This is a genomic window from Amycolatopsis sp. NPDC028719, assembly GCF_055565395.1.
Map to the genome: position 1 here is coordinate 392,477 of NZ_JBVHUL010000006.1, position 13,068 is coordinate 405,544.

Below are 13,068 nucleotides of genomic sequence, written 5' to 3' on the forward strand. Positions count from 1 at the left end.
GCACCGTCCTCGTCGACGGCGCGTCCGAGCAGCCAACCTCGGCGGGCCGGGTCCGCGTAAGGGTTGCCCTAGGGTTGCATCAGCACGACTTCGACACCGGGCGCGACGCGGTACGGGCGGGCGAGCAGCAGACCGCCGATGAGCTTGCGCAGCCGCGAGAGTTCCGCGCGGACGGTCACCAGGTGCGTGCGGTCGCCGTAGAGCGTCTCCGACAGCTGCGCGGCCGACACCCCGGCCGGGCCCGCCGTCGCGATCAGCCGCAGCAGGTCCGCTTGCCGCTTGCCCAGGGGGTGCGTCCACCGCGCCGAGCCTTCGACGATCGCGCGCGGCGGGTCGAATTCCAGGATGAGCTTCAGGGTTTCGCGCCGGCTCGGCCGCAGCAGCCAGCCGCCGGGTACCGGCTCGGGCTCGCACGCCCCGATGCCGCGGACCGCGACGGGGACGCCGTGGCGGGGCGCGGCGACGCGGTCGATCCCGAAGACGCCGCTCTGGGCGGCGACCCAGCCGTGGTCGTCGACGACGAGCCCGGTCTCGCCCGCGAGGACGTGCCCGGACAGCTGCCGGAGGCCTTCGAGCCGGGCCTCGTGCCGCTGCCGCAGGACGGCTTCGGCCAGCCGCACCGATGTCCCGACCAGGGCGACGGTCATCGGGTGGACGGTCTCGGCCGGCCCGCTGACGTCGACGATCCCGAGCAGTTCACCGGTCCGCGGGTCGTGCACGGGGTAGGCCGTGCAGGCCCACGAATGGTGGGAGCGCACGAAGTGCTCGGCGGCGAACATCTGCACCGGGGCGGCCTCGGCCAGCGCCGTCCCGATCGCGTTGCTGCCGATGGCGGGCTCGGACCAGGTGGCACCTTCGGTGAAGCCGAGCGAATCGGCCCGGTGCCGCACGCCGCGGGCGCCTTCGCGCCAGAGGACGACGCCGTCGGCGTCGGTGACGACCATCAGGTGGTGCGCGTCTTCGGCGACCGACGTCAGCGCGCCGCGAAGCTCGGGGAGGACTTCGCCGAGCCGGGAGCCGGTCCGCCGCCGTTCGACCTCGGCGGCGCCGACGGGATCGGGCGCGGGCGGCCGGTCCGGATCGACGCCCTGCGCGGCGACGCGACGCCACGAGCGTTCGACCAGCCGCCGCGGCGCGGTCCGGGGCGCCCGCCCGGCGAGGACGGCGTCGTGGATGCCGGCGAGCAGCCGGGCGTGCCCGGCGACGTCGGTGCCGGGCCGGACCGCGCAGACTTCGTCGTCCACCGCCACCTCCTGGGCCTGGCTTCACGGTAACCCGGCAGAGCGGGGTAGAGGCAACCTTCACGCAACGCTCCCGTACCCAGCCAGTCGGCTCGCGTACCCAGCGGGTCGGCTCACGACCCGCGCTGGCCGACCCTCCAGGTACGCGAGCCGGCTGTCCAGGTACGCGAGCCGACCCTCCAGGTACGCGAGTCGGCCGGGGTGTCAGCCGGTGAGGCGGGCGGGGGAGCCCGGGAGCTCGCGATTCGCCTCGTCCAGGCCCGTGGCCACCGTGCGGCACGGATCGCAGCCCGCGATGTGGTCGGTGACCACGCTCGCCCGGCGCGGCGACAGCGCGCCCCGGACCCACGCGCCCATGCGCCGGCGCGGTTCGCGGCAGACCGGCTCCTCCGCGTCGGGGACCTGGACCTGGAGGTACGCCTGGCGCAACCCCTCGCGGGCCCGCTTCGCCAGCGCCGACACGCTGTTCGGCGTCAGGCCCAGCAGCGGCGCGGCCTCCGTCGGCGTGTCGCCTTCGGCTTCGGTCCGCCAGAGCACCGTCCGCCACCGGCCCGGCAGCGTGCAGTACGCCGACCACACGAGCTTCTCGTTCGACCGGTGCAGGGCCAGCTCGTCGGCGCCGCTCGACGGCGTCTCGGGGACCGTCTCGCACAGCTCGACCCGGCTGCGCTGCCGGCCCCACCGCGCCACGAGGTTCCGCAGCGTCACGACCAAGTACGGCCGCAGGTCACCTTCGGGGCCGCCGCCCGCGTGCACGACGGCCAGCACGCGGACGAACGTCTCGGCCACCAGGTCGTCGCGTTCCGCGGCCTGCACCGCCCACGCCGCCGCGGTCCGGCGCAGCGGCTCGGCGTGCCGGCGGAACAGGGCGCCGGCGGCGTCGAAGTCGCCCGCGCGGAGGGCGGCGAGCAGCACGGCGTCCGGCGGCTCCTCGTCGGCGTAGCTCATCGTCACTCTCCGCGACCCACTGGCACCCAAAGTAAAAGGTACGGCATCGTACGCCATAGTGCCACCGCCGGTACACTCCGGCCGATGACATCGACGGACACGCCGCGCCCGCCCGATGGCCGGGCCGCGCGGTGGGCCGGCCAGCGTGACCGCCGTCGTCGCGAGTTCGTCGAAGCGGGCCTGCGCGCGATCGCCCGGCACGGGCCCGAGGTGTCCACCGAGCAGATCGCCGACGAAGCCGGCGTCGCCCGCACCCGCCTCTACCGGCACTTCGACGGCGCCGCCGACCTGCAGCACGCGATCGCCGTCCGGGTCGCCGAGCTGATCACCGCGGAGTTCGCGCCCCTGTGGAACCCGAGCGGCACGCCGATGGAGCTGATCCGCACGGCGATCGGCGCGCACACCCGCTGGCTGGCCGAGCACGGCTCGCTCTACCGCTACCTGACCCGGCACGCGATGGACGGCGCGCCCGACGTCTTCGCCGACGGCAAGACCGCCATCGCCCGGCAGCTGACCGTGGTGTTCGAGCACTACCTCGGACTGTTCGGAGTGGACACCCGCGTCTGTGAAGCGGTCGCCTTCGGGCTGGTCGGCCTGGTGGAATCGAGCACTTCGCGCTGGCTGGAGAACCCGCGCGGCGTCGAGCGCGCCGAGCTGGCCGCGCTGCTGGCACGCTGGGTCTGGCGGATCGTCGACGACACCCTGCGCGCCGGCGGCCTCGAGCTCGACCCGCACACCGAGCTGGCGGCGGCTGACCTCACCTGAAGTGTCCACTGTGGACTTCTGGTGCGCGTTCGCGCTCCTGCCCTTACGATCGCCGGACACACGGGAGCGGGGGGGGAGCGGATGGGCGTCGGCACCTGGCTGGTCACCATCGGCGTCGTGCTGGCGCTGCTCGCGGTCGACCTCGTGCTCGCCGCGGTCCGGCCGCACCGGGTCCGGTTCGCCGAAGCCGTCGCGTGGTCGGTGGGCTACATCCTGGTCGCGGTGGTGTTCGGCGTCTGGCTGACGCTGGCCCACGGCGGTGAGCTCGGCACCGAGTACTTCGCCGGCTACATCGTCGAGAAGAGCCTCTCGGTCGACAACCTCTTCGTGTTCGTGATCATCATGACGACGTTCGCCGTCCCGGAGGAGCACCAGCACAAGGTGCTCACGTTCGGGATCATCCTCGCGCTCGTGATGCGCGGGATCTTCATCGTCCTCGGCGCGACGCTCCTCGCGCTGTTCTCCTTCATGTTCCTGCTCTTCGGGCTGCTGCTGATCTACACCGGCGTGCAGCTGTTCCGGCACCGCGACGCCGATCCCGACATCGAGCACAACGTCGTGGTCCGGACGGCCCGGCGGCTCCTGCCGGTCTCCGACGCCTACGACGGCGGCCGGCTGCTCACCCGCGCCGGTGGACGCCGGATGGTGACGCCGCTCGTGGTGGTGCTGGTCGCGATCGGCGGCGTCGACCTCCTGTTCGCCCTCGACTCGATCCCCGCCGTATTCGGTGTCACCGAGGAGCCGTACATCGTCTTCGCCGCGAACGCGTTCGCCCTGCTGGGCCTGCGAGCCCTGTACTTCCTGGTGAAGGGCCTGCTCGACCGGCTCGTGTACCTCTCGGCCGGGCTCGCGGTGATCCTCGCGTTCATCGGGGTGAAGCTGATCCTGCACTGGGCGCACGTCGACCTCGACCCGCGCGTCCCGGAGATCGCGACGCCGGTCAGCCTGGCGGTGATCATCGGCGTCCTGGCCGTCGTGACGGTCGCCAGCTTGATCAAGACGCGGCGTGACCCGGCCGCCAAGGCGCACCCGGGATCGTTGCGGGCCTCGTCGGAGGCCTCAGGGTCTTCAGACGGCGAAGACCTGTGAGTCGTCCGCGAAGGCCTTGAACTCCAGCGCGTTCCCGGCGGGGTCGAGCAGGAACATCGTCCACTGCTCGCCGGCCTGGCCTTCGAAGCGGACGTAGGGCTCGATCACGAACCGCGTCCCGGCGGCGCGCAGCCGCTCGGCGAGCGCCTTGAACTGCTCGACCTCGAGGATCAGGCCGAAGTGCGGCACCGGCACGTCGTGGCCGTCGACGGGGTTGTGGACGCGCTGCGGCCGCTCCGGCGCCAGGTGCGTCACGAACTGGTGGCCGTGCAGGTTCCAGTCGACCCACGTGTCGGCGCTGCGGCCCTGGGCGAGGCCGAGGACTTCGCCGTAGAAGCGGCGGGCGGCGGCCAGGTCGTCGACCGGCATGGCGAGGTGGAAGCGGGGAATCGTCATGTCTGAATGTTAACATCAGGACATGAATGCTCAAGTGGCTCCCGCGCGCCGGCGCGGGCTCGCCGACGAGGTCGCCGACCGCATCCGGGACGCGATCTTCGACGGGACGTACGCGCCGGGAAGCCAGCTGCGCGAGGTGGAGCTGGCGGAGGCGCTGGGGGTCAGCCGCGGGCCGGTCCGCGAGGCGCTGCTCAAGCTCGAGCGCGAGGGTCTCGTCCGCGGCGAGTGGCACCGGGGCACAACGGTGACGTCGCTGTCCGAAGTGGACGTCGCGGAGCTGGACAGCCTGCGCGCCGCGCTGGAGAAGCTGGCCGTCGAGCTGGTGATCGACCGCGCCCCCGGCCTGGAGGAGGTCGACGCCGCCGTGGCCCGCATGGAACGCGCGGCCGACGCGCACGAGATGGTCCGGTGCGACCTCGGCTTCCACGACGCGGTCTACGCGGCTGCGGGGCACCGGCGCCTGGGCGAGGCCTGGCAGGCGATCCGTTCGCAGGTCCACCTGTTCCTGCTGACCCGCATCGGCCTCGAAACGGATGGCTACCTGGCGGCCATCCCGGCCGAACACCGCCGGCTCGCCGACGCGCTGCGAGCCGGCGACCGGAAGGCGGCCCTCGAGCTGTTCGCGACCCACCGGCGGCACGCGTTCGACATCCTCACCAGACGGCCGTGAGCCCGTCGGCGGTAGTCCCTTGTGGACACTTATCCGCGGTGGAGCCTGGTGCAGACGGCCTGCCTGCAGCGATGGCGACCTGGCTCGGCCCCGCGGGGAGCGGCCGCGGTGCCACGCCCGCCGCCCGCTCTGCCGGTGTCTTGAATGACTCATTCAGGTCTTCGGCGGTCCTGAATGACCCATCCAGGACACCGCGGCGCCACCTTTGCACCGCCGGCCCGGGTGTTGACGGCGGCACCCCCGGCGCGGATGGTGGACCCATGGCGACACGGATGGGCGCGCGGTTCACCGGGGACCTGGCCGAACTGCGGTACGAACCGGTGGCCAAGCGGGTCCGTGCGGTCGCGAGTGGACGGACCTTCGCCGACTCGCGGCGGGCCGTGCTGGTCTGGGAACCGAAGCGGGTGGTGCCGTCGTACGCGTTCCCCGCCGCGGACCTGCGCGCGACCCTGGCCCCGGCGGACGCCGCAGCGGCGCCCGAACACCCCGTGCGGCTGGCCGAAGGCGGTCCGCCGGTCCTCGACCCGCGGACCGCGTTCGCCGTGCACACCTGCGCGGGCGAGCCGCTGACCCTGGCCGGCGACAGCGTGACCCTGCCGGGTGCGGGCTTCCGGCCCGCCGACGCCGATCTCGGGGACCACGTCGTCCTCGACTTCGCCGCGTTCGACGAGTGGCTCGAGGAGGCCGAGCCGATCGTCGGCCACCCGCGGGATCCGTTCTCGCGCATCGACGTCCGGCGCAGCGACAGCCGGGTGCGGATCGAGGTGGACGGCGTCGTCGTGGCCGAGTCGGCCGCGGCGCGCCTGCTGTTCGAAACCGGCATCACCACCCGCTACTACCTGCCGCGCGAGGACGTCCGGATGGAGCTGCTCACGCCGTCGGACACGCGCACCACCTGCGCCTACAAGGGCCACGCGACCTACTGGTCGGTGGGCGGCCACCGCGATCTCGCCTGGACCTACGACGAGCCGCTGTCCGACGTGCGGGACGTCGCCGGGTACATCGCCTTCCTCACCGAACGCGCCGACGTCGTCGTGGACGGCGAGCGGCTGCCGCGGCCGGTCACGCCGTGGTCATAGCAGCAGGTCGGCCAGGACCCCGATCTCCCGCACCGGATCCGTCGATTCCAGCCGCTCCAGCGGATCCGCGTCCGGCAGGGCGCCGAACGACAACCCGGTCAAGCCGGCGATCCGGCGCACCGGCACCTGGTACGTGCGGTAGGCGCCGTAGCTGAACTCGCCCGCCAGCTCCAGGCCGTGGATCAGCTCCTCCTGACTGAGCAGGTACGCCGTCGCCGAGAGCGTGCCGTCGGCCTTCACCATCGCGACGACCTTCCAGAACTGGCGCGGCAGCCGGACACCGCGGTAAGGGTCGTCGTCCTCGGCGAGCACGGGCCCGGTCACCACGCTGACCTTCAGATCCGCGTTGTCCGCGTTGTTCAGCACGTAGTCCTCGAGCCCGGCCCACGTGGTCTTGTTCTGGTTGAAGTCCTCGTGCTGCGGCGAACAGTTCGTGAAGTGGAACGTGTCGTCGTTGCCGAGCTGCGCGATCGCGGCCGTCGCACCCCACGCCGGGTCGAGGCGGCGGACCAGGTGCCCGCGGTCGAGCGGGTTGGCCCGGTAGATCTCCTCGCCGGCCTGCTCGCCGGCGTCGATGCGCGGGTCGAGCGACCAGCGGTCGGTGTCCCGCCGCAGCGACCGGCTGGTGCGCCCGTCGATGTTGACGGCCGTGAAGAACGCCAAGCGCCGCACCTTGTTCATGACGACGCTGAAGTGGTGGTACGGCAGGACGTAGCTCGGCTCGCCCGCCGCCTGCCGGTTGACCGCCGCCAGCTCGGCGAGCGCGTCGGACAGGGCCGGCAGCGGCACCGTGTGCCCGGGGAGGAAGTCCGGGTCGTAGCCCTGCCGGTTCGAGTAGTCCGGGTCGATCCGGACGCTCTCCGGCGCCGCGGTGCCCCGCCCGGGCCGGGCGGAAAGGCGGTCGAGCAGCGCTTGGCGCGCCGGGGTGAACCGCTGCCCGCGCAGGAACTCCAGCAGCCGGCTGACCCGGATTCCCTCGTTGAGGAAGCCGCCGTACTCCGCGCGGCCCTCGGCCGGGACGCTGGCGTGGTGCAGCGCCACGATCTCCCACTGGTCGTTGAACACCGGCGAACCCGACGACCCGGGTTCGGTGTCGGTTTCGTAGTGCAGGAACCGCTCCAGGACGTCGACGATCCGGTTTTCCCGCAGCGCCACCTGCTTCTTGCCCCCGCGCGGGTGCTGGATGATGGTGACGAAGTCCCCGACGATCGCCTTGCCCTCGCTGCCGATCAGCCGGTTGAACCCGAAGGGACGCAGCTCGTCGGCGGTCGCCTTGACCGCCACGAGCGCGAAGTCGAGCGCCTCGTCGGCGACGAAGAAGCGGCCGGGATCGAGCCCGAACGCCCGCACCGGCCGGGGCAGGCCGTCGACGCCGTCCTGGTAGTCGAACTCGATGATGCTCGACCCGGCCGTGGCGGCGTCCGGGAGCACGTGGTGGTTGGTGAGCAGCAGTTCCGGCGAAATCATCGAGCCGGTGCCGTAGCCGGTGAGCCGGCCGCGGCCGTCGCGGATGGTGACCCGGCCGATCGCGGCCGACGCCGTGACGCCGCCCTCGAGGTAGCCGACGCCGAGCAGGTCGTCGGTGAGCACGATCCGTTCGAGGATCACGCCGGCGTCCGCCATCGCCGTCGGGTCGCCGGCCGCGAGCGCCGCCGGGTCCACCGGCCGCACGTCCGGGTAGTACCGGCCGAGCCGGTCGATCCGGGTGGCGACCCGGCTGGGTTCGTCGGCCTCGGCGATCCCGCCGGGCGTGCGCAGCAAGGCGATCTTCGCCCGCCGTTCCCCGGTGCGCCCGGCGGCGCGCGCGGCCGCGGCTCGTTCCTGCTCGGACTGGCGATCCGTCACTACGTCCACGACGCCTCCCCGGCTTTCCGGACGAAACACCCGTTAGTCGGACCGGAACCGGGCTCGTTACCCGAATTCCGTGGTGTCGTAAGGAATTCTTTTCACTCCGGTTCGCGTTATTTCCCGCTGTGGCGGCGGGTGGGCGAATAACCGCCGCGGCGAGTGGGGCGCGGTGATCGTCGCGCGGCCGGGGATGCGAGCATGCTGCCATGTCTTCGACCATGCGGGCCTTCGTGCTCACCGGGCCGCGGCAAGGCGCCGTCCACGAGGTTCCCGTCCCGCTCGCCGGCCCCGGCGAGGTCGTCGTCGACGTCGAACGAGCCGGGGTCTGCGGCACCGACGTCGAGTTCTTCACCGGTGAGATGGCCTACCTCCACCAAGGCCACTCCGCCTACCCGATGCGGCTGGGGCACGAGTGGGCCGGCACGGTCTCCGCCGTGGGGGAGGGTGTCGACGCCGCGTGGCTCGGGCGGCGCGTCATGGGCGACACCATGCTCGGCGACCGGACCTGCCGCCGCTGCCGCCGGGGCCACCAGCACACCTGCGAGAACCGCCAGGAAGTCGGGATCCGCGGCGGCCGGCCCGGCGCGCTGGCCGAACGGCTCGCCGTCCCCGCCTGGTCGCTGCATGCCCTGCCCGGCGAGGTCGACGCCGTGCTCGGCGCGCTCGTCGAACCGGGCGGCAACGCGCTGCGCGCGGCGCGGGCCACGGAAGCCGGGGCCGGTGACCGGGCCCTCGTGCTCGGCCCGGGAACGATCGGGCTGCTGACGGCGATGTTCCTGCGCGCCGCGGGTGCCGAGGTGCACCTCCTGGGCGTGGACGACGGCGCCTTCGCGCGCGGCCTCGGCTTCGAGCACGTCTGGACCCGCGCGACGCTCCCGGACCTGCCCTTCGACGCGGTCGTGGACGCCACCGGCGCCGCGGACCTGCCCGCGCTGGCCGTGGACCTCGTCGAACCGGCCGGCCGGGTCGTCTACATCGGACTGTCCGGCCGGCCCAGCCCGCTCGACACCCGCGCGCTGGTGCTGAAGGACGTCACGGCCGTCGGCGTCCTGTCCGCGTCACCGGGGCTGGCCGACACGATCGCGGCCTACGCGGGCGGAGCCGTCGACCCCCGCCCGCTCGTCGGCGCGACCGTCGGGCTCGGCGAGGTCGGTGCCGTGCTCGCGGGGGAGTACCCCGCAGGCCCGAAGGTCCACGTCGATCCGCGGCGCTAGCGGGGTGACGCCAGGGTCGTCGGGCGGCTGCGCCCGCGGAGGGTGACGTCCTCGGTGGCCCGCCAGCGCGCCGCTTCCTCCGCTGCCGCGGCCTCGACCGCCGTCCACGACGCCAGCAGGCGGTCCGGCGCGTTCTTCGCCAGCTCGGTCAGCCGGGCGGCTTCGTTGACGGGGTCGCCGATCACGGTGTACTCGAACCGGCGCGGGTCGCCGACGTTGCCCGCCACCGCGTCGCCGGTCGCCACGCCGATGCCCGCCGGGCCGTCCGGTACCTCGAGCGCCAGCCGGCGGGCGATCGCGCGGCCGGCGGCCAGGGCGCACGTCGCGTGGTCCTCGAGCGGCGCCGGCGCCCCGAAGACCGCCAGTGCCGCGTCGCCGACGAACTTGTTGACCAGCCCGTGGTGGCGGTCGACCTCGTCGACCACCACCGTGAAGAACCGGTTGAGCAGGCCGACGACCTCTTCGGGCGGCCGGCTCGCGGCCAGCGCCGTCGACCCGACGAGGTCGACGAACAGCACCGACACCGTGCGCACCGAGCCGCCGAGCTCGGTGCTGCTTTCGGACGTGCGCATGGCCTCGACGGCGACTTCGTGCCCGACGTGCCTGCCGAACAGGTCGCGCATCCGCTCCCGCTCGGCCAGCCCGGCCGCCATGTCGTTGAACCCGGCCTGCAGCAGGCCCAGCTCGGTGCCGTCGTAGACCGGGATGGCCACGTCGAACTCGCCGGCCCGGACGCGGCCCAGCGCGTCGCGGACCGACGTGATCGGGTTGACCACCGCGCGGGCGGTGAACACGGTGACCAGCAGGCCGAAGCACAGCACGACCAGGCCGAGCGCGATCACCGACACCGCGAGCTTCGTCGTCGAGACGTCGCCGCGCACCCAGGCCAGCACCGCCGTGACGACCAGACCGGCCACCGGCACCCCGGTGCCCAGGCACCAGAACAGCAGCATCCGCAGGTTGACGCCGCCGCTGAGCGGGCGCGGCGGCGCGGTCCCGCCGAGGGCCCTCGCGGCGTACGGGCGCAGGGCGAACTCGCCGAAGAGGTAGGCGATCGCGCACACCACGACGCTCGCGAACGCGACGACGAGGAACACGGTCAGCGCGACGGCGGGCTGCCGGAGCACGGCCAGCGCGGCGAACACCACCGTCGCCACGCCCCACAGGACGGCCTGCATGAGCGTGAGCCGCAGGGGGACGCGCAGGCTGGCGACGCGTTCGGCGTCGGTCGGCGATCGTCCTTCGGCGGCCCAGCGCAGGGTCCGCAAGGCCCCACGGGTGCCCCAGAGCGTGCCGACCACGACCGCCGACACGACGTAGACCGGCACGGCGACCGCGGTGACCCGCACGAGGTCGCCGGACATGCCCGGCGCGGGGATGAGCAGCGCCGCGAGCCCGACGACGACCACCGCGCCGATGACGTTCGTGGCGATCAGGGTCGCGGTCAACAGGCGCTGGACGCGGCGGCGCAGTACGGTCACGTCCTGGTCGAGGGGCCCGAGCAGCCCGGAGCCGAACGGCCCGGAGCGGGTGGGGGTGTCGCTGCTTGAGTGCACCGGTTCCTGCCGATCGACGCGATTGAGTGAACGAATGTACACCGAAACGTCGGTGGTCGGCGAGCCGGTTCACGCCGACGAGTGGCTCAGGCCAGGACGGTGACGAGCGCCGCGCCGAGCAGGGCCAGGTAAGCAACGGCGTGGGCCCGGTCCGGGATGGCCGGCGGCCATCGCCGCAGGACCGCGATGGTGGGCAGGGACCCCGCGAGCAGCAGGCCCGCCGCCACCGGGTCCAGGGCCGCGGGGCCCGGCGCGGCCAGGTAGACGGCCGTCACCATCGCCGCGATCGGCAGGCTCAGCGGGTTGGCCAGGGCGGTCGCGTCGCTCATCGGCAGGCCGCGGCGGCGCAGCAGCGGCACGGTCAGCACGCCGCCCCCGACGCCGAGGAACGCCGCGACCGCGCCGATCCCGACGCCGCCGGCGGACGCGGTGAGGCGGCTCAGCGGCCGCGGCTCCCCGCTGGTGAGGAACCCCGCCGCAGCACGCTGTCCACGATGGTCAGGGCGAGGTACCCCGCGAACAGCGCGTGCAGCACCCCGTCCGCGACGCTGGTCGCGGCCGGCGCGCCGAGGCCCTCGCCGAGCGCGATGAACCCGCCCAGCGGCCTGACGTACTCGCGGCGAAGCCGCCCGGCGCGCACCACGGTGACCGTCGCGCCGAGCGAGTTGACCAGCATTGCCGCGGCAGACGTCCCGGCCGCGGCGCGCATCGCGTCCGGCCCGCGGGCGGCGACGGCGCAGACCACCGGCACGGTCACGAATCCGCCACCGAAGCCGAACAGCGCGGTCGTCACGCCGGACAGGATCCCGAGTCCGAGAGGACGGTGAAGGTGGTGGTGGCCATCGGCACCGACTACCCGCCCGGCCACGTCCTCGCCGAGCACCGGCACCGGCGGGCCCAGGTGCTCTACGGCGTCACCGGGTCGATGCGGGTCGACACGGCCGACGGCGCGTGGACGGTCCCGCCGCACCGGGTGCACCGAGTTCCTGGCCGAACCGCGGATCGACGTCCGGCCGCCCGTGTCGGCCGCGCGGCTGCACGTCGCCGAGCGGACGCTGCACCGGCGGTTCCGTGCCGAGACCGGGCTCGCGCTCGCGCCGTGGCGGCGCCGGGCCTGCGTGCCGCACGCGTTGCCGCTGCTGGCGGCGGGTACTCCGGTGGCCGAGGTCGCGGCCGCTCTCGGGTACGCCCGTCCCGGCGCGTTCACGACGATGTTCCACCGCCTGCTCGGCGTCCCGCCCAGCGAGTTCCGCGGCGACTGAGCCGACGGGTGTGCACTCGATGGTGTATGTGTTACGGTTGGTAACAGTGAACTCGGGTAACACCTGTCGAGGAGGTCGGCGATGACCAGCATCAGCGAACGCGAAGCGGGGGCCGTAGAGCCTTCGGACCGCGAGACGACCGCGCGCCGGCTGCTGGACTCGTCGGAGCAGCTCTCGTACGACCCCGTCAAGGAGGTCGACTGGGAAACGCCGCTGGACACGGGCTACCACGGCGCGAGCCCGGAGTGGAGCACGCTCTACGGCACGTCCTACTGGGCGGAGATGACGCCGGAGCAGCAGCGCGAGCTGACCCGCCAGGAGGCGGCGTCGGTGGCCAGCACCGGGATCTGGTTCGAGATGATCCTGCAGCAGATGATCCTGCGGGACTTCTACGCGAAGGACCCGACCGACCCCGCGTTCCAGTGGGCGCTGACCGAGATCGCCGACGAATGCCGGCACTCGATCATGTTCGCCCGCGGCGCGGCGAAGCTGCGCGCGCCCGCTTACCGCCCGCGCCGGTTCGTCGTCGAGGCCGGCCGGATCTTCAAGGCGACCGCGACCGGCGAAGCGGCCTACGCGGCGATCCTGGTCGCCGAAGAGGTGCTCGACGTGATGCAGCGCGACTGGATGCGCGACGAGCGCGTCGTCCCGTTCGTGCGGACCATCAACAACATCCACGTCGTCGAAGAGTCGCGCCACATGAAGTTCGCGCGCGAGGAGACCCGGCAGCGGCTCGAGGGCGCCGGCTGGGTGCGGCGGCAGGTCAACGCGCTGGTCGTCGCGATCGCGTCCTACGTCATCGTCGGCAGCATGTGGAACGCCAAGGTGTACGAGAACGCCGGGCTCGACGGCAAGCGCGCGCGGCGCGAGGCGAAGGCCAACGAGCACCACAAGTCGATGCTGCGCTCGAGCTGTTCCGGGCTGATGGAGTTCCTGCACTCCGCCGGGCTGCTCACCAAGCCGTCGCTGTGGTTCTACAAGCGGGCGAACCTGATCTGAC

At 73.1% G+C, this 13,068-nt stretch carries 14 protein-coding genes; 7 read left to right on the forward strand and 7 right to left on the reverse strand.

What is annotated here, in order from left to right; translation table 11 throughout:
• Positions 1-68 precede the first annotated feature (68 nt).
• Complete coding sequence (locus ACZ4TR_RS29775) at positions 69-1,244, reverse strand: GAF domain-containing protein (RefSeq protein ID WP_465290432.1); 1,176 nt, start codon at positions 1,242-1,244, stop codon at positions 69-71.
• A 201-nt stretch (positions 1,245-1,445) separates the two neighbouring features.
• Positions 1,446-2,189 carry a sigma-70 family RNA polymerase sigma factor gene (locus ACZ4TR_RS29780; RefSeq protein ID WP_465290433.1) on the reverse strand — a complete coding sequence of 248 codons (744 nt, stop codon included), beginning with the start codon at positions 2,187-2,189 and terminating at the stop codon, positions 1,446-1,448.
• 84 nt (positions 2,190-2,273) lie between these two features.
• On the opposite strand from ACZ4TR_RS29780, the gene ACZ4TR_RS29785 reads away from it, so the two are divergent.
• Complete coding sequence (locus ACZ4TR_RS29785; RefSeq protein WP_364520833.1) at positions 2,274-2,954, forward strand: TetR/AcrR family transcriptional regulator; 681 nt, start codon at positions 2,274-2,276, stop codon at positions 2,952-2,954.
• 81 nt (positions 2,955-3,035) lie between these two features.
• Positions 3,036-4,043 (forward strand): TerC/Alx family metal homeostasis membrane protein, encoded by a 1,008-nt coding sequence (locus tag ACZ4TR_RS29790; RefSeq protein ID WP_465290435.1) that lies wholly within the window; start codon positions 3,036-3,038, stop codon positions 4,041-4,043.
• Here ACZ4TR_RS29790 and ACZ4TR_RS29795 read toward each other — a convergent pair.
• A complete protein-coding gene (locus ACZ4TR_RS29795; RefSeq protein ID WP_465290437.1) occupies positions 4,023-4,439 on the reverse strand; it encodes a VOC family protein in 417 nt (138 codons plus the stop codon). The two genes, ACZ4TR_RS29790 and ACZ4TR_RS29795, sit on opposite strands and share 21 nt — an antisense overlap.
• 22 nt (positions 4,440-4,461) lie before the next feature.
• Between ACZ4TR_RS29795 and ACZ4TR_RS29800 the strand changes: the two genes are divergently transcribed.
• Together ACZ4TR_RS29800 and ACZ4TR_RS29805 are read left to right on the forward strand one after the other, a co-directional pair.
• The gene (locus tag ACZ4TR_RS29800; RefSeq protein ID WP_465290439.1) at positions 4,462-5,109 is read left to right on the forward strand and encodes a GntR family transcriptional regulator; all 648 of its coding nucleotides are present in this window, start codon (positions 4,462-4,464) and stop codon (positions 5,107-5,109) included.
• A 260-nt stretch (positions 5,110-5,369) separates the two neighbouring features.
• Positions 5,370-6,188 carry a DUF427 domain-containing protein gene (locus ACZ4TR_RS29805; RefSeq protein ID WP_465290441.1) on the forward strand — a complete coding sequence of 273 codons (819 nt, stop codon included), beginning with the start codon at positions 5,370-5,372 and terminating at the stop codon, positions 6,186-6,188.
• On the opposite strand, the gene ACZ4TR_RS29810 is transcribed toward ACZ4TR_RS29805, so the two are convergent.
• Positions 6,183-8,042, reverse strand: coding sequence for a DNA/RNA non-specific endonuclease (locus ACZ4TR_RS29810; RefSeq protein WP_465290443.1), 1,860 nt, complete (start codon positions 8,040-8,042; stop codon positions 6,183-6,185). The two genes, ACZ4TR_RS29805 and ACZ4TR_RS29810, sit on opposite strands and share 6 nt — an antisense overlap.
• A 200-nt stretch (positions 8,043-8,242) precedes the next feature.
• Here ACZ4TR_RS29810 and ACZ4TR_RS29815 point away from each other — a divergent pair, with 200 nt between their 5' ends.
• A complete protein-coding gene (locus ACZ4TR_RS29815; RefSeq protein WP_465290445.1) occupies positions 8,243-9,250 on the forward strand; it encodes a zinc-dependent alcohol dehydrogenase in 1,008 nt (335 codons plus the stop codon).
• On the opposite strand, the gene ACZ4TR_RS29820 is transcribed toward ACZ4TR_RS29815, so the two are convergent.
• From ACZ4TR_RS29820 to ACZ4TR_RS29830, 3 genes are all read right to left on the reverse strand, one after another.
• Positions 9,247-10,806 (reverse strand): adenylate/guanylate cyclase domain-containing protein, encoded by a 1,560-nt coding sequence (locus ACZ4TR_RS29820; protein ID WP_465290447.1) that lies wholly within the window; start codon positions 10,804-10,806, stop codon positions 9,247-9,249. The genes ACZ4TR_RS29815 and ACZ4TR_RS29820 overlap by 4 nt on opposite strands.
• An 86-nt stretch (positions 10,807-10,892) precedes the next feature.
• Entirely contained in the window at positions 10,893-11,249 is a 357-nt protein-coding gene (locus ACZ4TR_RS29825; protein ID WP_465290719.1) for a TSUP family transporter, read from the reverse strand.
• Positions 11,246-11,599 carry a TSUP family transporter gene (locus ACZ4TR_RS29830; RefSeq protein ID WP_465290449.1) on the reverse strand — a complete coding sequence of 118 codons (354 nt, stop codon included), beginning with the start codon at positions 11,597-11,599 and terminating at the stop codon, positions 11,246-11,248. The genes ACZ4TR_RS29825 and ACZ4TR_RS29830 overlap by 4 nt, the downstream gene beginning before the upstream one ends.
• Positions 11,600-11,825: 226 nt before the next feature.
• On the opposite strand from ACZ4TR_RS29830, the gene ACZ4TR_RS29835 reads away from it, so the two are divergent.
• Both ACZ4TR_RS29835 and ACZ4TR_RS29840 read left to right on the forward strand, forming a co-directional pair.
• On the forward strand, positions 11,826-12,068 hold the full coding sequence (locus tag ACZ4TR_RS29835; protein WP_465290451.1) for a helix-turn-helix transcriptional regulator: 243 nt from the start codon (positions 11,826-11,828) through the stop codon (positions 12,066-12,068).
• Between the two features lie 81 nt (positions 12,069-12,149).
• Positions 12,150-13,067: an AurF N-oxygenase family protein gene (locus ACZ4TR_RS29840; RefSeq protein WP_465290452.1), complete on the forward strand. Its 918-nt coding sequence runs from the start codon at positions 12,150-12,152 to the stop codon at positions 13,065-13,067.
• Position 13,068 lies beyond the last annotated feature (1 nt).

Excerpts from the sequence above, each read along its gene's own strand:
- ACZ4TR_RS29780 (WP_465290433.1), bottom strand. The coding sequence starts at position 2,189 with ATGAGCTACGCCGACGAGGAGCCGCCGGACGCCGTGCTGCTCGCCGCC.
- ACZ4TR_RS29785 (WP_364520833.1), top strand. The coding sequence starts at position 2,274 with ATGACATCGACGGACACGCCGCGCCCGCCCGATGGCCGGGCCGCGCGG.
- ACZ4TR_RS29790 (WP_465290435.1), top strand. The coding sequence starts at position 3,036 with ATGGGCGTCGGCACCTGGCTGGTCACCATCGGCGTCGTGCTGGCGCTG.
- ACZ4TR_RS29795 (WP_465290437.1), bottom strand. The coding sequence starts at position 4,439 with ATGACGATTCCCCGCTTCCACCTCGCCATGCCGGTCGACGACCTGGCC.
- ACZ4TR_RS29800 (WP_465290439.1), top strand. The coding sequence starts at position 4,462 with ATGAATGCTCAAGTGGCTCCCGCGCGCCGGCGCGGGCTCGCCGACGAG.
- ACZ4TR_RS29805 (WP_465290441.1), top strand. The coding sequence starts at position 5,370 with ATGGCGACACGGATGGGCGCGCGGTTCACCGGGGACCTGGCCGAACTG.
- ACZ4TR_RS29815 (WP_465290445.1), top strand. The coding sequence starts at position 8,243 with ATGTCTTCGACCATGCGGGCCTTCGTGCTCACCGGGCCGCGGCAAGGC.
- ACZ4TR_RS29840 (WP_465290452.1), top strand. The coding sequence starts at position 12,150 with ATGACCAGCATCAGCGAACGCGAAGCGGGGGCCGTAGAGCCTTCGGAC.